General features: G+C 69.8%; 22 protein-coding genes, 1 pseudogene and 1 riboswitch. Of the genes and pseudogenes, 13 read left to right on the plus strand and 10 right to left on the minus strand.

Translation table 11 applies throughout. The annotated features are described in order from the left end of the window. The first annotated feature begins 170 nt into the window (after window positions 1-170). The 4 genes from AC0685_RS39840 (at window position 171) to AC0685_RS39855 (ending at window position 5,181) form a co-directional block, all read left to right on the plus strand. Window positions 171-452, plus strand: coding sequence for a GlsB/YeaQ/YmgE family stress response membrane protein (locus AC0685_RS39840; RefSeq protein WP_478230236.1), 282 nt, complete (start codon window positions 171-173; stop codon window positions 450-452). A 477-nt stretch (window positions 453-929) separates the two neighbouring features. Next, entirely contained in the window at window positions 930-1,658 is a 729-nt protein-coding gene (locus tag AC0685_RS39845; protein ID WP_007033423.1) for a phosphatidylserine decarboxylase, read from the plus strand. A gap of 3 nt (window positions 1,659-1,661) precedes the next feature. Then, window positions 1,662-2,633 carry a CDP-diacylglycerol--serine O-phosphatidyltransferase gene (gene pssA / locus AC0685_RS39850; RefSeq protein WP_378443732.1) on the plus strand — a complete coding sequence of 324 codons (972 nt, stop codon included), beginning with the start codon at window positions 1,662-1,664 and terminating at the stop codon, window positions 2,631-2,633. A gap of 268 nt (window positions 2,634-2,901) precedes the next feature. Then, a complete protein-coding gene (locus tag AC0685_RS39855; protein WP_478230238.1) occupies window positions 2,902-5,181 on the plus strand; it encodes an AAA family ATPase in 2,280 nt (759 codons plus the stop codon). Between the two features lie 54 nt (window positions 5,182-5,235). Here AC0685_RS39855 and AC0685_RS39860 read toward each other — a convergent pair whose 3' ends face one another. Further along, on the minus strand, window positions 5,236-5,880 hold the full coding sequence (locus AC0685_RS39860) for a LytR C-terminal domain-containing protein (RefSeq protein WP_478230239.1): 645 nt from the start codon (window positions 5,878-5,880) through the stop codon (window positions 5,236-5,238). Continuing rightward, window positions 5,877-6,188 (minus strand): DUF3263 domain-containing protein, encoded by a 312-nt coding sequence (locus AC0685_RS39865; protein ID WP_005160574.1) that lies wholly within the window; start codon window positions 6,186-6,188, stop codon window positions 5,877-5,879. Before AC0685_RS39865 ends, AC0685_RS39860 begins: the two co-directional genes overlap by 4 nt. A gap of 158 nt (window positions 6,189-6,346) precedes the next feature. Between AC0685_RS39865 and AC0685_RS39870 the strand changes: the two genes are divergently transcribed. Beyond that, window positions 6,347-6,919, plus strand: coding sequence for a peptide deformylase (locus tag AC0685_RS39870; RefSeq protein WP_478230240.1), 573 nt, complete (start codon window positions 6,347-6,349; stop codon window positions 6,917-6,919). Window positions 6,920-7,007: 88 nt separating this feature from the next. Here AC0685_RS39870 and AC0685_RS39875 read toward each other — a convergent pair whose 3' ends face one another. Beyond that, a complete protein-coding gene (locus AC0685_RS39875; RefSeq protein ID WP_478230241.1) occupies window positions 7,008-9,176 on the minus strand; it encodes a glycoside hydrolase family 15 protein in 2,169 nt (722 codons plus the stop codon). Window positions 9,177-9,344: 168 nt separating this feature from the next. Here AC0685_RS39875 and AC0685_RS39880 point away from each other — a divergent pair. The 3 genes and pseudogenes from AC0685_RS39880 to thiD (AC0685_RS39890) all read left to right on the plus strand — a co-directional run bounded on the left by AC0685_RS39880 (window position 9,345) and on the right by thiD (AC0685_RS39890) (window position 12,406). Continuing rightward, window positions 9,345-9,790: pseudogene (locus AC0685_RS39880) on the plus strand (LysE family translocator). A 160-nt stretch (window positions 9,791-9,950) separates the two neighbouring features. Continuing rightward, on the plus strand, window positions 9,951-11,594 hold the full coding sequence (thiC, locus tag AC0685_RS39885; protein ID WP_478230242.1) for a phosphomethylpyrimidine synthase ThiC: 1,644 nt from the start codon (window positions 9,951-9,953) through the stop codon (window positions 11,592-11,594). Further along, window positions 11,591-12,406, plus strand: coding sequence for a bifunctional hydroxymethylpyrimidine kinase/phosphomethylpyrimidine kinase (gene thiD / locus AC0685_RS39890; RefSeq protein ID WP_478230243.1), 816 nt, complete (start codon window positions 11,591-11,593; stop codon window positions 12,404-12,406). The genes thiC and thiD (AC0685_RS39890) overlap by 4 nt, the downstream gene beginning before the upstream one ends. Window positions 12,407-12,461: 55 nt before the next feature. Here thiD (AC0685_RS39890) and AC0685_RS39895 read toward each other — a convergent pair whose 3' ends face one another. Further along, window positions 12,462-12,842, minus strand: coding sequence for a winged helix-turn-helix transcriptional regulator (locus AC0685_RS39895; RefSeq protein ID WP_478230244.1), 381 nt, complete (start codon window positions 12,840-12,842; stop codon window positions 12,462-12,464). A gap of 76 nt (window positions 12,843-12,918) precedes the next feature. On the opposite strand from AC0685_RS39895, the gene AC0685_RS39900 reads away from it, so the two are divergent. The 3 genes from AC0685_RS39900 to AC0685_RS39910 are packed head-to-tail and all read left to right on the plus strand — an operon-like array spanning window position 12,919 to window position 15,529. Next, window positions 12,919-13,842, plus strand: coding sequence for an NADP-dependent oxidoreductase (locus tag AC0685_RS39900; RefSeq protein WP_478230245.1), 924 nt, complete (start codon window positions 12,919-12,921; stop codon window positions 13,840-13,842). A 23-nt stretch (window positions 13,843-13,865) separates the two neighbouring features. Next, the gene (gene thiD / locus AC0685_RS39905; RefSeq protein ID WP_478230246.1) at window positions 13,866-14,696 is read left to right on the plus strand and encodes a bifunctional hydroxymethylpyrimidine kinase/phosphomethylpyrimidine kinase; all 831 of its coding nucleotides are present in this window, start codon (window positions 13,866-13,868) and stop codon (window positions 14,694-14,696) included. A 26-nt stretch (window positions 14,697-14,722) separates the two neighbouring features. Then, entirely contained in the window at window positions 14,723-15,529 is an 807-nt protein-coding gene (locus tag AC0685_RS39910) for an ion transporter (protein WP_340686441.1), read from the plus strand. On the opposite strand, the gene AC0685_RS39915 is transcribed toward AC0685_RS39910, so the two are convergent. The 4 genes from AC0685_RS39915 to thiO form a co-directional block, all read right to left on the minus strand. Next, window positions 15,507-15,941, minus strand: coding sequence for a MarR family winged helix-turn-helix transcriptional regulator (locus AC0685_RS39915; RefSeq protein ID WP_340686440.1), 435 nt, complete (start codon window positions 15,939-15,941; stop codon window positions 15,507-15,509). The genes AC0685_RS39910 and AC0685_RS39915 overlap by 23 nt on opposite strands. A 109-nt stretch (window positions 15,942-16,050) precedes the next feature. Beyond that, a complete protein-coding gene (gene thiG / locus AC0685_RS39920; RefSeq protein ID WP_340686439.1) occupies window positions 16,051-16,809 on the minus strand; it encodes a thiazole synthase in 759 nt (252 codons plus the stop codon). A 1-nt stretch (window position 16,810) separates the two neighbouring features. Further along, a complete protein-coding gene (gene thiS / locus AC0685_RS39925; protein WP_007033436.1) occupies window positions 16,811-17,011 on the minus strand; it encodes a sulfur carrier protein ThiS in 201 nt (66 codons plus the stop codon). Further along, window positions 17,011-18,084, minus strand: coding sequence for a glycine oxidase ThiO (gene thiO / locus AC0685_RS39930; protein ID WP_478230247.1), 1,074 nt, complete (start codon window positions 18,082-18,084; stop codon window positions 17,011-17,013). Before thiO ends, thiS begins: the two co-directional genes overlap by 1 nt. Continuing rightward, window positions 18,078-18,185, minus strand: a riboswitch (TPP riboswitch). (Overlaps the previous gene by 7 nt.) Window positions 18,186-18,215: 30 nt before the next feature. Here thiO and thiE point away from each other — a divergent pair. Then, the gene (gene thiE / locus AC0685_RS39935) at window positions 18,216-18,881 is read left to right on the plus strand and encodes a thiamine phosphate synthase (protein WP_478230248.1); all 666 of its coding nucleotides are present in this window, start codon (window positions 18,216-18,218) and stop codon (window positions 18,879-18,881) included. 87 nt (window positions 18,882-18,968) lie between these two features. On the opposite strand, the gene AC0685_RS39940 is transcribed toward thiE, so the two are convergent. After that, window positions 18,969-19,676 (minus strand): hypothetical protein, encoded by a 708-nt coding sequence (locus tag AC0685_RS39940; RefSeq protein ID WP_478230249.1) that lies wholly within the window; start codon window positions 19,674-19,676, stop codon window positions 18,969-18,971. A gap of 149 nt (window positions 19,677-19,825) precedes the next feature. Between AC0685_RS39940 and AC0685_RS39945 the strand changes: the two genes are divergently transcribed. Next, window positions 19,826-20,764 carry a threonine ammonia-lyase gene (locus tag AC0685_RS39945; protein WP_478230250.1) on the plus strand — a complete coding sequence of 313 codons (939 nt, stop codon included), beginning with the start codon at window positions 19,826-19,828 and terminating at the stop codon, window positions 20,762-20,764. Window positions 20,765-20,868: 104 nt separating this feature from the next. Here the strand turns inward: AC0685_RS39945 and AC0685_RS39950 are convergent, their stop codons facing one another. Continuing rightward, window positions 20,869-22,371, minus strand: coding sequence for an MFS transporter (locus AC0685_RS39950; RefSeq protein WP_478230251.1), 1,503 nt, complete (start codon window positions 22,369-22,371; stop codon window positions 20,869-20,871). Window positions 22,372-22,414 lie beyond the last annotated feature (43 nt).

Here is a 22,414-nt window from a genome sequence, read left to right on the forward strand (position 1 = left end):
CAGGGTTTCCACGACCCTTTTTGCAAAAAATGAGTTGAGGTTCCGGGGGGCCTGGCGCAGGGTTGTTGGGGGGGGGGGTTTGGGGGGAAAACACGACCCCCCCCCCACGACCACCGCGGGCGGGCGGCGCCACCGGGGCCACCTCGGGCAGTCCACGTAACCTCGATGGCATGGGTTTCTTCTCGTGGATCGTGTTCGGCGCCATCGCCGGATGGCTGGCCAATGTCGTGGTCGGCGGCCCGGACCGGCGGGGCGGCTGCCTGTTCAGCATCCTGATCGGCGTACTGGGCGCGGCGCTCGGCGGCTTCGTCTACCGCATCGCCACCGGCACCGAGCGGACCTTCGAGTTCGACTTCCCCAGCTTCGGCGTCGCCATCCTCGGTTCGATCGTGCTGCTCGCCCTGCTGCGGCTGGTGCGCGGTTCCGGGCGGAGCGATTCCTCTCGCCGATGACCGATGGAGTGACCGTTGGTAACGGTTTTCTCGCGACCGGCGATCACGGGCGTCCGGCGAACTAAAGTGGGAGTTTCGCTCAGTTCCAGTGGCCGCGTCCGGTCGCATGTGCCGTCGGGGGGCATATGCGACCGGACGCGCGTGCCTCGGCGATGACCGAGGCGGCGCGGACGGGATCGATGAGCGGAGGCATCGGCGCCGCCGAAATGTCCCTCTTCCAGGCGCGGAACAGCTCGGCGAGTCGCTCGCCTGCGGGGTCCGGACTGGCGGGCATTCGCGGGTCCTCAAGGTCGGCTATCGGCATCAACTACCTAGAGTTATCGCGTATTTCCACCTTCCGTTACCGGGATGTGGCCCCTCCCACCCGGCCCGGGGAAACCCTTCCGGGGGAGGCCACGGCTCGTCTCCGGACAGGGCGGTAGCGTGGTGGCTCTTCCTGTCCCGACCCCCCGACACGAACTGCGGTGAACCCGACCAATGAGCGGCAACCGGCCGGAAGCCACTGGTAATCCCCTCGCGCACGCCGTGAAGCTCGCCCGCGAGACCGTCCCGCCGATGCACCCGGCCGGCAGGCCGTTCGTGTTCGGCGGCCTCGCCGCGACGCTGGTGCTGCGGAGGTTCTCCAAGCGCCTGGGCGTCGTCGGCGCGCTCGCGACGGCCGCCACGGCCGCGTTCTTCCGTGAGCCGAAGCGCGTCCCGCCCGCCCAGTCCGGCCTCGCGGTCGCGTCGGCGGACGGTCTGGTCTCGTTGATCGAGGAGGCCGTGCCGCCGCCCGAGCTGGGCCTGCCCGCCGAACCGCGGATGCGGGTGAGCGTGTTCCTGTCGGTGTTCGACGTGCACGTCCAGCGGGTCCCGGCGTCGGGCGTGATCGAGCGGGTCGCGTACCGGCCAGGGAAGTTCCTGTCCGCGGACCTGGACAAGGCGAGCGAGGACAACGAGCGCAACTCCGTGCTCATGCGCACCGAAGACGGCCACGAGCTCGTCGTGGTGCAGATCGCCGGGCTGGTGGCCCGGCGCATCCTCTGTGAGATCCGCGAGGGTGACAAGGTCGGCGTCGGCGCGACGTACGGCATCATCCGCTTCGGCTCGCGAGTCGACCTGTACCTGCCGCCGGGCAGCAAGGTTCTCGTCTCGAAGGGCCAGCGCACGATCGGCGGCGAGACGCCGATCGCCGAGCTGCCCACGGCGCCGCACCCGGAAGGCTGATCCATGGTCCGCGTGACCACTCCCGGCGTGCGGCTGCTGCCGAACGCCATCACGGTGCTCGCCCTGTGCGCCGGCCTGTCGTCGGTGCAGTTCGCGCTGATCGGCAACTATCCGATGGCGATCGCGTCGATCGGGATCGCCGCGGTGCTCGACAGTCTCGACGGCCGGATCGCGCGGCTGCTGGACGCGACGTCGAAGATGGGGCAGGAGCTCGACTCGCTGTCCGACGGGATCTCGTTCGGTGTCGCGCCCGCGCTGGTGCTGTACGTCTGGCATGCGGAGGGCGAGCGGATCGGCTGGGTCGCTTCGCTGATCTTCGCGGTCTGCATGATCCTGCGGCTGGCGCGGTTCAACACGCTGATCGAGGACACCGAGCAGCCGCCGTACGCGGGCGAGTTCTTCGTCGGGGTGCCCGCGCCCGCCGGTGGTCTGCTGGCGATGCTGCCGCTGATCCTGGAACTGCAGTTCGGGCAGGGCTGGTGGTCGCACCAGTACGTGGTGTGGGTGTGGACGATCGCCGTCGCCGCGTTGCTGATCAGCCGGATCCCGACGCTGTCGCTGAAGACGGTGAAGGCGCCGCCCAAGGCGATCGCGCCGCTGCTGGTCGGGGTGGGCCTGCTGGCCGCCGCGATCATCCAGTTCCCGCTGGTGGCGCTGGCGATCGCGCTGGTGCTGTACCTGGCGCACATCCCGTACTCGGTGTACCGGCAACGGTGGCTGGCGAACCATCCCGAGGCGTGGATGGCGCCGCCGCGGGAACGGCGCGCGATCCGGCGGCGCTCGAGCCGCCGCCGTCTTGGCCTGCGCCCGCCGCTGCGCCGGGTGGTGGCAGGCGCCGCTCAGCGGGTCCGGCTCCAGCGGGGCGAACAGCACGTCGCGCGTACTCCGCGCACCATCAGCACCGACAAGGACCGCGACAACGGCCGAGGCCCGCGTCGCCGCTCGTGGCGCCGGATCGGCCTCCGGAAACGCTGACCCGCGCCACCCCAGCCCCCCACCCGTCCCTGGGGGACGGCCCCGCGCCCAGCGTATCGGGGCTGTCCGACGGGAACTGGGGAAACGGGGTCAGGGACCGGAGTTGTCCACAAGTGGGTGACGCTGTGGACAACTTGGGGACAGACGGCTCAAGTACATGAAGGCCCCCTTCCTCTTGCGTCTAGCGCAAGGAAGGGGGCCTTCATGTACTCGGGCGGCTCACCGCGCGGCGACGTCTGGGCGGCGCGAGGCTGGATAGGGTGGCGGGGTGAGCGCACCCCAGATCACGCTGACCGTCCGGCACACCCCGTCCGCCCTGGACTCCCGCCGCGGCGTCGTCCGGCTGCACCCCGAAGTCCTCGACGCACTCGGCCTGATGGCCTGGGACGCCGTCCGTGTCACCGGCGCGCGGGTCAGCTCGGCGCTGGCCGCCCCGTCGGACGCGGAGGGGATCCCGGGGGTGATCCTCCTCGACGACGTCACGATGTCGAACCTCGGCGTGACCGAGGGCTCGGAGGTCGTCGTCGCGCCGGCGGAGGTGTCGGCCGCGAAGACGGTCACCGTGGCGGGTTCGCGTATCGCGAGCGTGTCGCTCTCCCCGCACACCCTGCGGCTCGCCCTGATCGGCAAGGTCCTGACCGTCGGCGACGCCGTTTCCCTGCTCCCCCAGGATCTCGCGCCCGCGCCGGGTTCCGACGTCTCCGCGGTCCGCGGCCAGCTGTCCCGCGCCATCGGCATGACGTGGACGAACGAGCTGCTCACCGTCACCGCCACCGAGCCGTCGGGGCCGGTCGCCGTCGGACCGTCCACTGTGGTCAGCTGGCGTGACGGCGCCCGCACCGGTGAGCCCGCGCCCGCCGCCGCTCCGGCCCGCGCCGGGACGACGCTGGTGCGCAGCACTCCTGCCACGCCATACGAGGATTTCATCGACGCCGAGATCGTCGAAGACGAGCGGATCGACGAGGCGGCCGAGGAATCCGTGCCGCCGTTGTCGGATCTCGCCGGCTCCGAAGCGGCCGCGCGCAAGCTCGCCGAATGGTTCGACCTGGCCTTCCACCGCCCGGAGCTGCTGGCGAAACTCGGGACGTCGGCGCATCTCGGGGTCCTGTTGTCCGGGCCGGAAGGCGTCGGGAAGGCGACACTGGTCCGCGCCGTGGCGCAGGCCGAGAAGGTGCGGGTGGTGTCGCTCGCGGCGCCGAACATCGCCGTCCTCGAACCGAACGTCGCCGCGGCGCGCCTGCGTGAGGCGATCGAGCAGGCCACCCACGACGAAGACCCCGCTGTCCTGCTGATCACCGACATCGACGCGCTGCTGCCCGCGTCCCAGCCGCCGCCGCTCGCGACGGTCGTCCTCGACGACCTGCGCAAAGCCTTGCGCACCAAGGGTTTCGCCGTCGTCGCCACCACCGGGCGGGCCGAGTCCACCGATCCGCGGCTGCGGGCCGCAGACCTGCTCGACCGCGAACTCGGCCTGCCGCTCCCGGACTCGAAGACCCGAACGGAACTGCTGCGCGTGCTTCTGCGCGAGGCCCCGCTGGAGTCCGGCGTCGACGTCGGCCCGATCGCCGAGCGCACTCCCGGCTTCGTGGCCGCGGACCTCATCGCGCTCCGCCGCGACGCCGCCCTCCGCGCCGCGCTGCGGCAACGCGAAGCCGACGAACCCCGGATCTCCCAGCAGGACCTGCTCGACGCGCTGACCACCGTCCGTCCCATTTCGATGTCCACTTCGGACAACCTGGCGACCGGCGGGCTGACGCTGGACGACGTCGGGAACATGACCGACGTCAAGCAGTCGCTCACCGAGGCGGTGCTGTGGCCGCTGCGCTACCCGGACTCGTTCGCCCGCCTCGGCGTCGATCCGCCGCGCGGCGTGCTCCTGTACGGGCCGCCCGGCGGCGGCAAGACATTCCTGGTCCGCGCGCTCGCGGGCACCGGCGCGCTGAACGTCTTCGCGGTCAAGGGCGCCGAACTGATGGACAAATGGGTCGGCGAGTCCGAACGCGCCGTGCGGGAACTGTTCCGCCGCGCCGCCGAGGCCGCGCCGTCGCTGATCTTCCTCGACGAGATCGACGCGCTCGCCCCGCGCCGCGGCCAGTCCTCGGATTCCGGCGTGTCGGACCGCGTCGTCGCGGCCCTGCTGACCGAATTGGACGGTGTCGAGCCGATGCGCGAGGTCGTCGTCCTCGGTGCGACGAACCGGCCGGAACTGGTCGACCCGGCCCTCCTGCGGCCCGGACGGCTGGAGCGCCGCGTCTACGTCCCGCCGCCGGACGCGCACGCGCGCGAAGCGATCCTGGCCGCCAGCGCCAAGAACACGCCGCTCGCGTCCGATGTGGACCTCGCGGCCTATGCGGCCACTTTGGACGGTTATTCGGCGGCGGACTGCGCGGCGCTGATCCGGGAGGCCGCGCTGACCGCGATGCGCGAATCGCTGGAGGCCAAGGAGGTCACCGCCGAGCATCTGGCGAAGGCGGCCAAGGCCGTGCGGCCGTCGCTCGACCCGGCTCAGCTCGCGGCGCTGGAGGCGTACGCGCAGACCCAGGTCTGAAGTACGTGAAAGGGCCCTCTTCCTCGCGAGGGAGAGGGCCCTTTCACGGATCGGCTAGGAGCCGTCCTTGTCGTTGGTCTTGTAGTCCTTGGTGAGGATGACGATCACGCCCGGGCCGATGTTTTCGATCTCCTTGAACCTGGGCTCGGCGCGGAAACCGAACTCCAGCGCCAGCGCCTTCGCGGCCGCTTCCTCGTCGGTGCCCGGCCGGTAGTACGCCACGGTCTCGGGGAGCCTGCCCGGGTAGCCCTTGACCTCGGAGACGTTCCAGCCGGAGGCGCGGAAGTCCTTCGCGGCCTGCTCGGCGAGGCCCTGGATCGTGCTGTTGTTGTAGACGCGCACCGTCACCCACTTGTGCGACGCCTGCTGATCACCGCCGGGCTGTCCCGGCCCGGGCTGGCCGGGCTGACCCGTCTGCCCTGGCTGGCTCGCAGGCGGCGCGGAACTCGCGGGCGCGCTCGACGGAGGCGCCGACGACGCGGGCGGCGTGCCGGCGGAGGGCGAACCCGGCGCCGGGGACGAAGGCTGCGTCGCGCCGTCCGAGGACGTGGGCGTGCTGCCGGGCGGCGTCGCGGTGTCCGAGTCACCGCCGCCGCTGGTCAGGGTGATGCCGCCGATCACGGCGGCGATCACGGCGACACCGACCAAGGCCAGTCCGGCGGCCTTCATCGGCCGGGACAGACCCGAAAACAGACTCATGAGAGATCGATCCCCAGTCGCCGGGCCGCGCGATTGCGCTGCCGGGCCGCTCGCGTCTTTCGCAGGCGCTTCACCAGCATCGGATCGGCCTGCATGGCTTCGGTCTTCTCGAGCAGCCGGTTCAGCAACTGGTAGTAGCGCGTCGACGACATAGAGAAGCGTTCGCGGATGGCCTGTTCCTTCGCGCCGGCGTACTTCCACCACTGCCGTTCGAACGCGAGCATGTCGAGCTCGCGCTCGCTGAGGCCGTTCACGGTCTCCGACGGGGACGGCTGGTCGGGCTCAGCCATCGACTCCGCGGCGTCCATCCGACTCCTCGCAATCAGGTCAGTGCTCGGCGGGCGTGAAACCACAGGCTTGTCATTCCGCGGCGCCATTAGACCACGGATGCGGCGCCCGGCCTCGGTAACGACGTCGGCGCGTCATGGGTAAGGGTGTACCAGAAGGGTCCGACTAAACTGCGCGCGTGACCGTCCATCCCATCGTGATCGCCGGCGAGCCCGTGCTGCACAACCCGACTCGGGAGATCACCGAGTTCGACGCCAAGCTGCGCACGCTCATCGACGACATGTTCGAGACCATGTACGCCGCCGAAGGGGTGGGCCTCGCGGCCAACCAGATCGGCCTCGACCTGCGCGTGTTCGTCTACGACTGCCCCGACGACGAGGGCACGCGCCACAAGGGCGCCGTGGTGAACCCGAAGCTCGAGACGTCGGAGATCCCGGAGACGATGCCGGATCCGGACGACGACTGGGAAGGCTGCCTGTCGGCGCCCGGCGAGTCGTACCCGACCGGCCGCGCTTCGTGGGCGAAGGTCACCGGCTTCGACGTCGACGGCAATCCGATCGAGGTCGAAGGCACCGGTTACTTCGCGCGCTGCCTGCAGCACGAGACCGATCACCTGGACGGCTTCATCTACCTCGACCGGCTCGTCGGGCGCCACGCCCGTGCGGCGAAGAAGATGCTCAAGGCGAACAAATGGGGCGTTCCGGGCAACACATGGCTGCCGGAAGCGCGGCCCGAGTCCGCCGACGACTGACCCTCTCGCAGCTGCCCCGCGTGCTATGAAAGGTCCTTTCCTTGCAAATTTTGCAAGGAAAGGACCTTTCATAGCGTTCACGGGAGGGTCAGCAGCCCAGGAAGTGGCACCGCACCACCCGCGGCTGTTCGATCACCTTCCCCGCCTCCACCGACCACGCGAGCCGGAGGTACTGCGCATGCGTCCAGGCCAGCGGCGTCGCGGACGCGGTCGGGGTGCCCGCCGGGAAGCCGGGCTGCCCCGAGGGCTCGTTCTCGTCCCAGACCTGCTCCGGCATCGTGTCCCCGGAGCTGCTGACGCGCCCCAGGTCGCGAAGGCGCTTCGCGGCCGTACCACGGTCACCATTGGCGAGGTCGTACTCGCCGCGTTCACCCGCCAGCAGCGGCCAGAGTCGCCCGAAAGTGGTCCGGCTTTCCGCCGGGAAGGTGTAGTCCCACGGTGACCCGTCGGCCTTCTCGCCGTAGCCGTCCTTCGTATACCTGTGCCAGAACTGACCCGTCGGGGTGGTGAAGGCGATGTCGGCATCGGTGACCTTGACGCTGTTCCTGATCACCGGATCGTCGGCGCGGTAGATGCCCAGCCTCACCAGTTCGAGGAATCCCGCGTCGGTCACGGCACGCTGGTCCATGGTCACGCTGGAGTTGCCCAGGTTGTACTTCGTGCCGTTGTTCGCGCTGCCGTCCTTGGTCAGCCGGACGAAGTACGGGTCCTTCGACAGCGGGCCGTTCGTGGTCACCGTCCACTGGGCGAGCTTCGCCTTGAACGCGTCGGCGGTGTCGAGGTAGCGCTTCGCGTCGGCGGCGGCGCCGTTCGCCTTGGCGATGTCGGCCGCGCAGACCAGCCCGGCGATCACCGCGGCGATCGTCGAAGGCGAGTAGCCGTCCTGTTCTTCCCAGCGTTCCTGCTGGCTGTACGGCGACGCGTGCCCGTTTTCCGCCTTGTAGGACAACAGGAATTCCGCCGCCTTGCGCACACCCTGCCACGTCTTGGCGTCGGTGCGGCCGAGCTGCTGGGCGAGCACGATCGGCAGCGCGGTCTCGTCGAGCTGGATGGACGTCCAGTACGGCGTGCCGTCGACGTGGCTGTTCTGCGGCAGATGCCCGTCCGGCAGCTGCTGCGTCCCGAACATGTAGTCGATCGACCGGTTGGCGGCGTCGCGGTCGCCGGCGGCGAGCAGACCGGTCGCGATCTGGTAGAGGTCCCGCGGCCAGACCAGGTGATAGGTACCCGACGGCGACCATTCCGGGTCGTTGTTCCCGAACCGCCACGGCATACTCGGCGACGCGATGAGCGCCCCTTGGTGGATCTTGTCCTCGCTCGCCGCGAGCATGAGCACGGACGCCTGGTAGAGGTCCCGTTCCTGCTTGGTCTTGAGCGACGACGGCGCGTCCTTCACCTGGCGGAGGTACTGCTTCCAGCCGCGGTCGTACGCGCGGGCGGTGTCGGAAAATCCGCGCCGTAGCGAGGCTTTCGCGTTGGCGAGCGCGTCGGCGTCCTTGGCGCCCATGCCGAGCGAAAGCGTGAAGTCCCGCGAGCGGACACCGTCGGCGGACGTCTGCCCGGTGATCAGCACGTTTCCCTTGGCCGCGGTCGCGTAATCCTTGAGGGTGAAGGATTTCGTCAGCTGCGTGATGCCGTCGGAGGAACCCGAATAGCCCACGGAACTCCGCGAGAACGCCGGTTCCGCCGCCAGCGCGGCCGCGGTCTTCGCGTCGGACGCGACCCCGTTCACCCCATCGGTGCGTGCGGAGTCGTCGGATCCTTCGTTCGTGAGATCGGGATCCGCGACCGCGTACACCTGGTACGGGCGGCCGGTCAGCGAAACGAAGTCGACGTCGATCAGCACGCTCGTGCGCGCCGGGTCGGTGACGTAGGTCTTGCGGAGCTTCCAGCGGCGCTGGTCGTCGGTGATCGCCTGTTCGTAGGTGAGGCCGTCGGTACGGCGCACCCGCTGCGCCTTGGCCGACGAATCGACCGTCGCGAAGCTCGTCCCGTCGGTGACGACGAGGTCGAGCGCGCGAACGCCCGGCGTGGACAGATCCGGGTAGTAGACCTCGGACATCCGGCCGCCCTGGAGGGTGAACCAGACGTTGCTCGCCCGTTCGCGGGCGGTGCCGAAGCCGGTCTTGTCCGCCGGGAGCCAGCTCGGATGGGCGCCGGGCGCTCCGGGCGCCTCACCGCCCTGTGCCGCGGCCACCGCCGGGACCAGCCCCGCGATCAGCACGCCTGCCAGTGCCGGGAGCATGAGTTTTCGCATATCAACCCCAGACTTCTGTAACGGTGCAGAACCTCCGGGATTCTGTCGTGAATCCCCGGCGCGCACATGCTCCAAACCGGTGAACCGCTAACGCCGTCGACATGTCGGCCCAGAGCATCGCGTTGCCGCCTTCCTCATGGCGATGCGATCCCCGGCCCGGCGACGGTGATGCTCATCAAGCGGTCGGCGAAGGGCTCACGCCGGAACGCGTTCGCCACCGTCGCGGGTATCGAGGCGGGCGTCGCGTTCTGGGGACTCGCCGCGGTCTTCGGCCTGACCGCGCTCCTCATCGCCTCCCAGGTCGCCTACGACGTCATGCGCATCGCGGGCGCGGCTTCCGCTCCGGCTTCCTGATCAACGTGAGCAACCCGAAGGCGGGCGTGCTCGCGATCTCGTTCCTCCCCCAGTTCGTCCCCTCCGACGCCGGGCCGTGGCCGCTGCTGCTGGGCGTCGCGGTGTGGATCGCCGTCGACATCGTCTGGTCTTCGTCGCTCGCCCTGCTGGTCACACGCCTGGGTGAGTGGCTGCGCCGCGATCGCGTCAAGCTGTGGCTGGAGCGCACGTCCGGCGGTGTCCTGGTCGGCTTCGGAGTGACCGTCGCCTTGGAGGGTTGATTGTCCGCGCCCCGGCGTGGCATGGTCGGGGCACAACCAAACAACCGCGGGAGCTCGCGCCATGGCGGGCTGAGAGGGCGGCTGGTGTCTTTCCAGAGGACCCGGCGCCGCCGACCGCATGAACCTGACCGGGTAATGCCGGCGTAGGGAGTGAACGTCGTTGACGACGCTTGAGAATGCCCAGGGCATCACGCCGACCGTGACCACCGGGCCGATCACCGGTTCCCGGAAGGTCTATCACCAGACGGAATCCGGTCTCCGGGTCCCCGCGCGGCGGATCGATCTTTCGAACGGCGAGCATTTCGACGTTTACGACACCTCCGGCCCGTACACCGACGACGACGCGCAGATCGATGTCCACAGTGGACTTCATCGGCTGCGCGCCGGCTGGGCCGACGGTCGTGAGCACAACACCCAGCTCGGCTGGGCGAAACAGGGCGTCATCACCCGCGAGATGGAGTACGTCGCGGCACGCGAGCGCTGCTCGCCGGAATTCGTGCGGGACGAGGTCGCGCGCGGCCGGGCGGTGATCCCCGCCAACCGCAAGCACCCGGAGACCGAGCCGATGATCATCGGCAAGAAGTTCCTGGTGAAGATCAACGCCAACATGGGCAACTCGGCCGTCTGGTCCTCCGTGGAGGAGGAGGTCGACAAGATGGTGTGGGCCACCCGCTGGGGCGCCGACACGATCATGGACCTCTCCACCGGCAAGCGGATCCACGAGACGCGCGAGTGGATCATCCGCAACTCGCCGGTGCCGGTCGGCACCGTGCCGATCTACCAGGCACTGGAAAAGGTCAACGGGGAGCCGGAAAAGCTGTCGTGGGAGGTCTACCGCGACACGATCATCGAGCAGTGCGAGCAGGGCGTCGACTACGTCACCGTGCACGCCGGGGTACTGCTGCGCTACATCCCGCTGACCGCGCGCCGGGTCACCGGCATCGTCTCGCGCGGCGGCTCGATCATGGCGGCGTGGTGCCTCGCGCACCACAAGGAATCGTTCCTGTACACCAATTTCGCCGAACTCTGCGAGATCCTGCGCGAGTACGACGTCACGTTCTCGCTCGGTGACGGCCTGCGGCCCGGCTCGATCGCCGACGCCAACGACCGCGCGCAGTTCGCCGAACTGGAGACGCTGGGCGAGCTCACCCACATCGCCCGCGAGCACGACGTCCAGGTGATGATCGAAGGCCCCGGCCACGTGCCGATGCACAAGATCAAGGAGAACGTCGAACTCGAGGAGAAGCTGACCGGCGAGGCGCCGTTCTACACCCTCGGCCCGCTCGCGACCGACATCGCGCCGGCGTACGACCACATCACCTCGGCCATCGGCGCGGCGCAGATCGGCTGGTACGGCACGGCGATGCTCTGCTACGTCACGCCGAAGGAGCACCTCGGCCTGCCGAACCGCGACGACGTGAAGACCGGCGTCATCACCTACAAGATCGCCGCACACGCCGCCGACCTCGCCAAGGGGCACCAGTACGCGCAGGAGTGGGACGACGAGCTTTCCAAGGCCCGCTTCGAATTCCGCTGGAACGACCAGTTCAACCTGTCGCTGGACCCCGACACCGCCCGCGCGTACCACGACGAGACGCTGCCCGCGGAGCCGGCGAAGACGGCGCACTTCTGCTCGATGTGCGGGCCGAAGTTCTGCTCGATGCGCATCACCCAGGACGTCCGCAAGTACGCCGAGGAACACGGACTGTCCACTGTGGAGGCCATCGAGGCGGGCATGGAGGAGAAGTCGCACGAATTCGCCGAGCAGGGCAACAAGGTGTACCTGCCGGTGGTCAATCAGTGACAGCCACGCCCAGGACGGCCCTCACCATCGCCGGATCGGATTCCGGTGGTGGTGCGGGCATCCAGGCAGACCTGCGCACCTTCTTCGCCAACGGGGTGCACGGGATGGTCGCGCTCACCGCGGTCACCGTGCAGAACTCGCTGGGTGTGCAGGGGTTCAGCGAGATCCCGGTCGACGTCGTCACCGGGCAGATCAAGGCCGTCGCCACGGACATGGGCGTCGACGCGGCGAAGACCGGCATGCTCGCGACGGCCGAGATCATCAACGCCGTCGCGAAGACCCTCGACGAAGTCCACATCGGACGCTCGTCGGACACGCCGTTCGTCGTCGACCCCGTCGCCGCTTCGATGACCGGGCACGCGTTGCTGCGCGAGGAGGCGCTGGAGGCGATCCGCACCGAACTCTTCCCGCGCGCCACGCTGATCACGCCGAACCTGGACGAGGTGCGGCTGCTGACCGGCGTTTCCGTGACCGGGCCATCGACTCAGCGCGAGGCGGCGGAGGCGTTGCTGGAGTTCGGGTCCGAGTGGGTGCTGGTGAAGGGCGGGCATCTCGACGCGGCTCAGGACTGTGTGGACCTGTTGTCCGACGGTGAGTCCTGGGTGGAGCTGAGCGGGCCCCGCTTCGATACCCGGAACACGCACGGCGGCGGCGACACGATGGCTTCGGCGATCACGTCTTCGCTGGCGAAGGGGGCGGACGTGCCGACCGCCGTCGCCGAGGGGAAGCGGTTCATCGAGCGCTGTGTGGCGGAGTCGTATCCGCTGGGGGCCGGGGTAGGGCCGGTGTCGCCGTTCTGGAGGCTGCGGTAGGTGCTGGGCTCGTGAGTGGTAATGACGGTTAGAACCGTCCTTGCCACTCACGAGGTCAGCTGACGGGCTCCATCACCCGCGAGTCGTACTCCTTCCGCGATTCGAGGATCCCGTCGAAGTTGGCGACGGACCATTCGCTGACCGCCATGAGCAGCGTGCCCGCGCTCGCGCCGCGTTCGGTCAGCGCGTACTCGACGGTCGGCGGCGTGGTCGGGAAGACCGTGCGCGTGACCAGGCCGTCGCGTTCGAAGGCACGCAGATTCTGCGTCAGCATCTTCTGGCTGATCCCGCCGACGGCGCGGCGCAACTCACCGAACCGGTGCGGCCGCCGCGACAGCGCGCCGAGCACGAGCGCGGTCCACTTGTTGGCGAGCAGATCGAGGACGTCTCGACACGGGCAGTTCCGCAGGTAGATGTCCCACGGGGATTCCGGCACTTCACTATAAGTGCCTTCTAGCGAAAAGAGACCAAGCGCCCGAGCATGGAAAGCACCGACAACGGAGGAGCTTTCCATGCGCGTCGTGACCCAGCAGCGGCTTGGTGGCCCGGAAGTGCTGGAGGTGACCGAAACCGATCGGCCGTCCCCCGCCCCGACGGAGGTGCTCGTGCGGGTGCGCGCGGCCGGCGTCAACCCGGTCGACTGGAAAACCCGGGCCTACGGCGTCTTCATGGGCGAGCCACCGTTCGTCCTCGGCTGGGACGTCTCCGGGGTGGTGGAGGAGCTCGGCGTCGGCACCACGCGTTTCGCCGTCGGCGACGAGGTCCTCGGCTTCCCGTGGTTCCCTCGGCAGGCCGGCGGCTACGGCGAATACGTGGCGGCGCCCGCCCGCCAGTTCGTGCGCAAACCCGCGAACCTCACCCACGAGCAGGCCGCCGGACTGCCGCTCGCCGGGCTCACCGCCTGGCAGGGCCTCGTGGACATCGCCGACGTCCGGCCGGGGCAGCGTGTGCTGATCGACGCGGCCGCGGGCGGGGTCGGGTACCTCGCCGTCCAGGTGGCGAAGGCACGTGGCGCGTACGTCCTCGGCACGGCGAGCGCCGGGAAACACGACTTTCTCCGCGAGCTCGGCGTCGACGAGCCGATCGACTACCGCGACGAGAGCGCGACCGTGTCCGATGTGGACGTCGTGTTCGGGCTGGTCGGCGAGCAGAGCGACCTGCGCTGGCTCGACGCGGTGAAACCGGGCGGCCTGCTGATCGCGGTGCCCGGCGGCCCGAGCGAGGCTGTCGTGACGAAGGCGGAGAAGCTCGGCGTGCGGACGTCGGGGATGCTCGCCGAACCCGACGAGATCGGTCTACTGGCGCTGACCGGCCTCGTCGAGAAGGGTGAACTGCGCGTCCACGTCGACCAGACCTTCCCTCTCGAGGACGTCGCGAAGGCGCACGAAGCCGGCGAAGGTGGCAGGGTCACCGGGAAGCTCGTCCTGTCCCTCTGAGAACGCGCGTGGAAAATGAACCCATGAGCGAGAACCCGAGCCCGCCGTCGGCGCTGACCATCGCGGGGTCCGACTCCGGCGGCGCCGCCGGCCTTCAGGCGGATCTGCGCACGTTCCTCACCTGTGGCGTGCACGGTCTGGTCGCGGTCACCGCCGTGACCGTCCAGAACACCCTCGGCGTGCACGACCGCACGGACATCCCGGCGCGGATCGTCGCGGGCCAGATCGAGGCCGTCGCGGCCGACATGGGCGTCAACGCGGCCAAGACCGGCATGCTCGCCTCGGCCGAGATCATCCACGCCGTCGCCGCGGCGTGCGACAAGGCCGAGATCGGCCGCGACAGCAAGGTGCCGTTCGTGGTCGACCCGGTCGCGGCGTCGATGCACGGTCATCCGCTGTTCGACGAGGCCGGGCTGGTCGCGCTGCGGGACGAGCTCCTGCCGCGCGCGACCGTCCTCACGCCGAACCTCGACGAGGTCCGCCTGCTGACCGGGATGACCGTGACCACCCGTGAACAGATGCACCAGGCGGCCGTCGTGCTGCACCGGCTCGGGCCGAAGTACGTGCTCGTGAAGAGCGGCCACCTCGTCTCCGACCCCGAATGCGTCGACGTGCTCTTCGACGGTTCCACGTTCGTCGAACTGCCGGGCGAGCGGTTCGCGACCCAGCACACGCACGGCGCCGGGGACACCATGGCGTCGGCGCTGACGGCCGGTCTCGCGAAGGGGATGTCCGTCGTGGAGGCCGCCCGCTACGGCAAGTGGTTCGTTTCACACGCGGTCGAAAACGCCTACCCGATGGGTGCGAAGGTCGGTCCGGTTTCGGCGTTCTGGCGGCTTGCGCCCGGGCACTGAGCACCCGTCCGGTTACGATCTGCGCCGTGACCGGACGCGAAACGGTGGCCAGGGTCGTCGAAGACCGCCGCTTCCAGAACTTCATCATCGCGGTGATCGTCTTCAACGCCGTCACGCTCGGCCTGGAGACCTCCACGAGAATGCTCGCGGAGTACGGGAGCCTGCTGCACACGGTCGACTACATCGCGCTCGGGATCTTCGTCCTCGAACTGGGCGCGAAGCTCTACGCCTATCGCGGGAAGTTCTTCCGCGACCCGTGGAACATCTTCGACCTGGTCGTCGTCGGGATCGCGGTGATCCCGACGACCGGCCCGTTCGCGGTGCTGCGGGCGTTGCGGGTCCTGCGCGTGCTGCGGCTGATCTCGGTCGTGCCGTCGATGCGGAAGGTCGTCACCGGCCTGCTCGCGTCGATCCCCGGGATGGCTTCGATCGCCGCGCTCCTCGCGCTGATCATCTTCGTCGCGGGCGTGATGGCGACGAAGCTGTTCGGCGCGATCTCGCCGGAGAACTTCGGCGACCTCGGCACGTCGCTGTTCACGCTGTTCCAGGTGATGACCGGCGAGGCATGGCCGGACATCGCCAAGGAGGTCATGAAGGAAGCACCCATGGCCTGGGTGTTCTTCGTGGTCTACATCCTCGTGTCCAGCTTCGCGGTGCTGAACCTCTTCATCGCCGTGGTGGTCAGCGGGATGGAGGACGAGCTTCGCCAGGACATCCGCGAGGAAGAGGCGAAGCAGGCCGAAACGCAGGCCCAGGCCAACAAGGAGATCCTTGACGAGCTCCGCGCCCTTCGCGCCGAAGTCGCGGAACTCAGCGCTCTTCGTCCGCGATGAGCGCTTCGAGCGCCGGAAGGGCCGCCGCCAAGGCCGCCTGGTGCTCCGGGCTCAGCCGTTCGAGGCGTTTGCCCAGTTCGTTCACGCGCGTCGACCGGACGCCGGAAACCAGCCTCTCGCCCTCTTCGGTGGCCTCCGCGAGCCAGGCACGCCTGTCGATCGGGTCCGATTCACGGCTGACGTAGCCCGCTTCGACCAGCGAAGCGACGATCCTCGACATGGTGGCCGCGGCGACGCCTTCCTTCGCCGCGAGGTCACCCAGCCGGAGCTGGCCGTAGTGCACGAGCGTGGCGAGCGCCGAGATCGCGCCGTGGCCTGGCCCGGGCACGCCCGCCTGGCGCAGTGACCGGGACAGCCTGCCCACCGCCAGGAACAACCTGCCCGAAACGTCCTGGACCGCTGACGTGGTCACCACTGGCTCCTCTGGGTACACGGCGGCGGGTGCGCCTCCGGAAAGTGCCGTCAACCATACGGGCTTCCGGTGCGAACTCGCCGTGAAGGCCGTGAACCGTACAAAAGGGTTACCGGGGCGGGCTCGACGCGTGCGCCCAGAACCGCTGCGGGATCCGCCCCGCGCCGGCGGCCAGCCGCCCCGCGGTGACGGCGGCCCGCATCGCCGACGCCATCCGTTCGGGGTCCGCGGCCCTGGTCACGGCGGTGGAAAGCAGGACGGCGTCGCAGCCGAGCTCCATCGCCAGCGTCGCGTCGGAAGCCGTGCCGATCCCGGCGTCGAGGATCACCGGGACCCCCGCGCGCGACACGATCAGCTCGATGTTGTGCGGGTTCCGGATGCCGAGACCGGTGCCGATGGGCGCGCCGAGCGGCATCACCGCCGCGCAGCCCGCCTCCTCCAGCCGCAGCGCCAGCACCGGGTCGTCGTTGGTGTACACGAGCACGGTGAAGCCGTCCGCGGCGAGCTGTTCGGCCGCTTCGAGGGTCTCGAACGGGTCCGGCAGCAGTGTGCGGTCGTCGGCGTGGACCTCCAGCTTGATGAGGTCGGTCTCGAGCGCTTCGCGGGCGAGCTGCGCGGTGAGGACCGCTTCGGCGGCCGTCCGGCAGCCGGCGGTGTTGGGCAGCAGGCGGATGCCGAGGCGGCGAAGCAGTTCGAGGACGCCGGAGCCCCCTTCGGCGTCGGCCTTGCGCATCGCGACGGTGGTCAGTTCCGTGCCGGACGCCACCAGCGCGCGTTCCAGCACGGCGAGGTTGCCCGCGCCGCCGGTGCCGATGATCAACCGCGACGAGAGCTTGTGCTCGCCGATGACGAGGTGGTCGCCGTCCATTTCAGCCTCCTTGCACAGCGGTGAGGATGTCGACGCTGGCGCCCTTGCGCACCACCGCTTCCGGCCATTCGCCGCGCCGGACGACCACGCCGTCCACCGCGACCGCGACCCCCTGTGTCGCCGTGCCCAGCGCCTCCAGCACGCCCTCGACCGTGGTCCCGTCGGGGAATTCGCGCCACTGGCCGTTGACCTGGATCTCCATCACACCCGCTCCTCGCTTCGCCGCGACGGCGTGGCCGCCGCGACCTCGTCCGGCAACGGCACTCCGTCCAGCCAGGCGACCGCGGCGTCCGCGGTGACCGGGGCCATCAGGAGACCGTTGCGATGGTGACCTGTCGCGGCGAAGACACCTTCGCCCAGCTCACCGATGAAGGGCATCGTGTCGACACTCGCCGCGCGAAGCCCGGCGGCGGTCTCGACGAGTTCGTATTCGGTGAGGCCCGGGAAGACGCGCTCCGCGCCTTCGAGCAGCTCACGAACGCCTCGGACGGTGACGGTCTCGTCGAAACCGGCCTCGTACTGGGTCGCGCCGAGTACGAGCTGACCGTCGTCGCGCGGGACGAGGTAGATCGGGCGGCCTTCGACCATCGCGCGGACCGTGCGTTTCGGTGGTGGCAGGCAACCCCGTCGCGGCCGGAGGCGGAGGATCTCGCCCTTGAGCGGGCGGACGGCGCCGTCGAGCGCGGGATGCAGCCGCCCGGTCCAGGCTCCCGCGGCGAGGACGACGTCGCCGTCGAGGCTTTCGAGGTCGGTGACCGTCTCGTGGCGGAACTCGACGCCGTGCGCGCCGCAGGCGTGGCGGAGCGCGTGCAGCAGCCTTCTGTTGTCCACGGCCAGATCTCCGGGCACGAGGAGTCCACTTCGGACGGACCCGGCGAGCCCGGGTTCGGCGCGGCGGACCTCGCGGCCGGTCAGCCGCTCGACCTCGCGGCCTAGCTCGGCGAGGTACGCGGCGAGCATTTCGAGGTTGCCCGCGTCGGCGCTGTCCAGCGCGACGACGAGCGTGCCGTGCGGCGAAAGACCCGGGTCCACACCCTCTTCCGCCAGGTCACGGGCGAAATCGGGCCAGCGCCGCAGCGACGCTTCGCCGAGCTTGAGGACGTCTTCCTCGCCGGGCCATGCCTCGGTGACAGGCGCGAGCATGCCGCCTGCGAGCCACGACGCGCCGCGCCCCGGCTCGGGGTCGTACACGGTGACGCGATGGCCGCGTGCGGACGCGCGCCAAGCGACCGAGAGGCCGATGACCCCGCCGCCGACAACCGAAAGTTCTCTCATGAGATCACGCTCCCTGCGCCGGCATGACCCGGATCAGGTTCCACGGTCGGAGCGGTCCCGGCTCCCTCTCAGCCCGTCCTCGGGCTCCCGTGCGGACCACCCCACCGTAGCGCGCGAGTACCGTCGCCGCCATGCCCACCCTGTCTGGTTCGCTGATCCGCGCCCGGCTCGCGGACGCCCGCCTGTACCTCTGCACCGACGCCCGGTCCGGCCGCGGCGATCTCGCCGAATTCGCCGACGCCGCACTGGCCGGCGGGGTCGACATCATCCAGCTGAGGGACAAGACCGGCGGTGCGCCGATCGAGGCGAAACACGAGATCGCCGCACTGGAAGTGCTGGCGGAGGCGTGCGAGAAGCACGACAAGCTGCTGGCGGTGAACGACCGCGCGGACGTCGCGCTCGCCGTCGGCGCGCACGTGCTGCACCTTGGCCAGGACGACATCCCGGTGTCGCTCGCCCGTCGCGTGCTCGGGGACGACGTGGTGATCGGCCGGTCCACCCATTCGGCCGAACAGGCCACGGCCGCCGCCGGGGAGGCCGGCGTGGACTACTTCTGCACCGGCCCGTGCTGGCCGACCCCGACGAAACCGGGCCGCTCCGCCCCGGGGCTCGACCTGGTGCGCTCGACGGCCGCGTCCGGGACGACGCGGCCGTGGTTCGCGATCGGCGGCATCGACGCCGAGCGGCTGCCCGAGGTGCTGGACGCGGGGGCGTCGCGGATCGTCGTCGTCCGCGCGATCACCGAGGCCGAAGACCCCGAAGCGGCCGCCCGGACCCTCCGCTCCACCCTCCCCTGACTCCCCCGACCCACGCATTTCGTCCTCTGAATGCGGTAGTTGGCAGCGCGAACTACCGCATTCAGAGGACGAAATGCGGGAAGGGGATCAGGGCACGGAGGTGTTCGAGGCGGGAGCGGACGGCGTCGTCGGGGGCGCCTGGGAGGTCGAAGGCGTCGTGGACTGCGTCGTCGGAGGCGCCTGCGTGGTCGTGGGGGCCGTCGGGGTCGTCGACGGGGTCGGCGTGGTCGACGGCGTCTTCTCGGGCTGGTTCTCCCGCGTCTCCGAAGGCGTCGTCGCCGGCGGGGTGTCGTGCTTGTCCTGCCGCTCCTGGGGCTGCCCGCCGCCGATGATCTTCCCTATGGTCGTCCCGGTCCCACCACCGAAGGTCTTCCCGGTCGCCCCCTCGAAGCCGGTGATCGCGACGAGCGCCACCGCGAACGCCGCCACGCTGACTCCGGCGATCACCGCCCAGCGCGGTTTGAACTTCCGCGCGGACGGCTCGTCCTCCTTCGCCGGGGTGAGCCGGACCGTCTCCTGCTCCGCCGGGTCGAGCACCTTGCGGCGCCCGGGAACGGTCAGCACCACTCGCGCCTTCAGTGCCGCGTCCTTCGTCCGTTGCAGCGAACGCAGGTATAGTTCGCCGCCGAGCGTCGTGATCACGCTCGCCAGCCCGGCACCCGCCACCGTCCCGGCCACGCCGAGCGTGGAACCCAGCAGCGCCGCGGTGATCGCGGCCATCGCGGCCGCCGTCACCTGGATGATCCGGCCTTGCTTTTCCGTCTTTTCGGTTTTCTCCGTGGTCTCCTTGGTCATGATCCCGTTCTGCTGCTAGTCGGTCCTCACCGGTCCTAACGACTAAGGCGCACGGGATGCTCCCTTCGTTGTCCGCACGTGAGCAGCGCCACGTCGTCTGTCCATAAAGGACTGTCCACGGCTCACAACTCCTTGACATAATCGAACGTATGGACCTGGTATCGATCGAGGAAATCCGCGACGCGGCGAGCCGTGTCAAAGGCGTCGCGGTGCGCACCCCGTTACTGGAACAACGGTGGGCGCCGTTGTGGCTCAAACCGGAAAGCCTTCAGCCGATCGGCGCTTTCAAGGTGCGCGGCGCGTACAATGCGATCGCCGCGTTGAACGAAGATCAGCGCGCCCGCGGCGTCGTCGCGTTTTCCAGTGGCAACCACGCGCAAGCGGTCGCGTACTCGGCGAAGCGATTCGGGATTCCCGCGGTGATCCTCGTTCCGGACGTCGCCCCGCGCGCCAAGGTCGAAGCCACCAAGGCGCTCGGCGCCGAGGTCATCGAGGTCCCGATCGACGCACAGGAATCCTCCGCGCTCGCCGTCGCCGACGAACGAGGGCTCGCCATGATCCCGCCGTTCGACCACCGCGACGTCATCGCCGGGCAGGGCACCGTCGGCCTGGAGATCGCCGAAGACCTGCCGGACGCCGGCGTCGTGCTCGTGCCGCTCAGCGGCGGCGGGCTGGCCTCGGGCGTCGGCACGGCGATCAAGGAACTGCTGCCGGACGCGAAGGTCATCGGCGTCGAGCCGGAACTGGCCGGCGACACCGCCGAGGGCCTTCGCGCGGGCAGGCGGATCGAGTGGCCGATGGACCTGCGGGCCCGCACCAGCGCCGACGGCCTGCGCGCCCAGCCGTCGGACCTGACCTTCGCCCACCTCCAGTCGGTGCTCGACGACGTCATCACCGTTTCGGAGGAGGAGATCCGGGAGGCCGTCCGGACGCTGGCGCACCGGGCCCGCCTGGTCACCGAGCCGAGCGGCGCCACCGCGACCGCCGCGTTCCTTTCCCACCGGGACGCGCTGCCGCCGGGCAAGGTCGTTTCGGTCGTTTCGGGCGGCAACCTGGACCCGGCGACGCTGGCCGACCTGCTCGCGTAACTCGCGTGCGTAAAGCCGGATCTCGCGTGCGTGAAGCCGGATCTCGCGTGATTGGGGCCGGATCTCGCGAGTTCCGCCTTCAAGCCCGCGAGTTCCGGCTCCGATCACGTGTGTCCGGCGGGACGGACGTGCGTCGGCGGCGAGTCGACCCCGCAGTGGAGGCATTCACCCGGATGCGGTGACTTGTCGGTGTCATCGGCAGGTGTGTCGAGGACACCGTTGTGGATGCCGAGCGCGATCAGCCCACCGCCGATCGCCAGGGCCGCGCACACCAGCAACGCCGTCCGCCAGCCCGCCGTCAGCGCCACCGGATCGGTGTAGGCGGCACCGGACAGTCCGGCGACGGCGGGCAGCACGGCGATCGCGAGCAGGCCACCCGACCGGGCGATGGCGTTGTTGACCCCGGAGGCGACGCCGGCGTATCGGTCCGGAGCGGCGGCCAGCACCGTCGCGGTCACCGGTGCGACGACCGTCGCCAGCCCGGCGCCGAACACGACGACGGCGGGCAGCACCGACCCCAGGTACGAAGATCCCGGCCCGACACGCATCAGCAGGAGCATGCCCACGCCGATCAGGATCGGGCCGGCGACCAGTTGCGTACGCGGACCGATCTTCTGCGCGAGCGCGCCGGACCGGCCGGAGAACAGCAGCATGATGACGGTGATCGGCAGCCCGGCGAGCCCGGCCGCGGTCGGCGAGTAGCCCAGCGACACCTGCAACTGCATGACCATCAGCATCATCACACCGCCGAGCGCCGCGTAGACGACGAAGGTCAGCGCGTTGGCGAGGCTGAACGTCCGGTCGCGGAACAGTTTCGGCGGCACCAGCGGGTCGGCCGAGCGGTGCTGGATCACCAGGAACGACCCCAGCCCCGCGACGCCGAGCACGATGGCGACCAGGACGACGACGTCACCGATACCGCGTCCGGGCGCCTCGACCAGCGCGCCGGTCAGCCCGGCCAGCCCGATCGCGCCGACGGCGGCCGCGAGGAAGTCGGGATGCCCGGTCGCCTCCTCGTCACGGGACTCGGGTACGTAGCGCCGGGCGAGCAGGACGCAGACGGCGGCGAGCGGCAGGTTGATCAGGAACGCCAGCCGCCACGACCACACCTGCACGAGGACGCCGCCGAGCAGCGGGCCGATCGCCGCCGCGATGCCGCCGAGCCCGGACCAGGCACCGATCGCGCGGGCCCGGTCGTCGTGGGCGAAGGACGCTTGAAGGATCGCCAGCGAGCCGGGCGTGAGCAAAGCTCCCCCGATCCCCTGGAGGATCCGGGTCGCGACGAGCAACTCGGTGGTCGTCGCGGCGGCGCACAGCCCGGAGGCGACACCGAACCAGACGACGCCGACGATGAACATGCGGCGGCGGCCGTAGCGGTCGCCGAGGGATCCGGCGACGAGGATCAACGCGGCGAGCGCGAGCAGATAGCCGTCGAGGATCCATTGAAGGCCCGCGACGGACGCATCGAGTTCTTTGCCGATCCTCGGTAGCGCGACGTTGATGATCGTCCCGTCGAGCATCGCCATGCCCGAGCCCACGATCGTCGTCGCGAGCACGCCGCGCGCCACCGGCGTCCCCCACCGAATCCCCGCCGCCGTGTCAGTCATGGGACGACTGAATCACGACGGCAGGGAGCGGGCCACCGCGAAA

The sequence above is a fragment of the Amycolatopsis sp. NPDC043889 genome (genome assembly GCF_056435645.1).

Coding starts and splice junctions, on each gene's coding strand:
- AC0685_RS39840 (WP_478230236.1), top strand. CDS start 171: ATGGGTTTCTTCTCGTGGATCGTGTTCGGCGCCATCGCCGGATGGCTG.
- AC0685_RS39845 (WP_007033423.1), top strand. CDS start 930: ATGAGCGGCAACCGGCCGGAAGCCACTGGTAATCCCCTCGCGCACGCC.
- pssA (WP_378443732.1), top strand. CDS start 1,662: ATGGTCCGCGTGACCACTCCCGGCGTGCGGCTGCTGCCGAACGCCATC.
- AC0685_RS39860 (WP_478230239.1), bottom strand. CDS start 5,880: ATGAGTCTGTTTTCGGGTCTGTCCCGGCCGATGAAGGCCGCCGGACTG.
- AC0685_RS39865 (WP_005160574.1), bottom strand. CDS start 6,188: ATGGACGCCGCGGAGTCGATGGCTGAGCCCGACCAGCCGTCCCCGTCG.
- AC0685_RS39875 (WP_478230241.1), bottom strand. CDS start 9,176: ATGCGAAAACTCATGCTCCCGGCACTGGCAGGCGTGCTGATCGCGGGG.
- AC0685_RS39900 (WP_478230245.1), top strand. CDS start 12,919: ATGCGCGTCGTGACCCAGCAGCGGCTTGGTGGCCCGGAAGTGCTGGAG.
- thiD (WP_478230246.1), top strand. CDS start 13,866: ATGAGCGAGAACCCGAGCCCGCCGTCGGCGCTGACCATCGCGGGGTCC.
- thiG (WP_340686439.1), bottom strand. CDS start 16,809: ATGGACGGCGACCACCTCGTCATCGGCGAGCACAAGCTCTCGTCGCGG.
- thiS (WP_007033436.1), bottom strand. CDS start 17,011: ATGGAGATCCAGGTCAACGGCCAGTGGCGCGAATTCCCCGACGGGACC.
- thiO (WP_478230247.1), bottom strand. CDS start 18,084: ATGAGAGAACTTTCGGTTGTCGGCGGCGGGGTCATCGGCCTCTCGGTC.
- thiE (WP_478230248.1), top strand. CDS start 18,216: ATGCCCACCCTGTCTGGTTCGCTGATCCGCGCCCGGCTCGCGGACGCC.
- AC0685_RS39940 (WP_478230249.1), bottom strand. CDS start 19,676: ATGACCAAGGAGACCACGGAGAAAACCGAAAAGACGGAAAAGCAAGGC.
- AC0685_RS39945 (WP_478230250.1), top strand. CDS start 19,826: ATGGACCTGGTATCGATCGAGGAAATCCGCGACGCGGCGAGCCGTGTC.
- AC0685_RS39950 (WP_478230251.1), bottom strand. CDS start 22,371: ATGACTGACACGGCGGCGGGGATTCGGTGGGGGACGCCGGTGGCGCGC.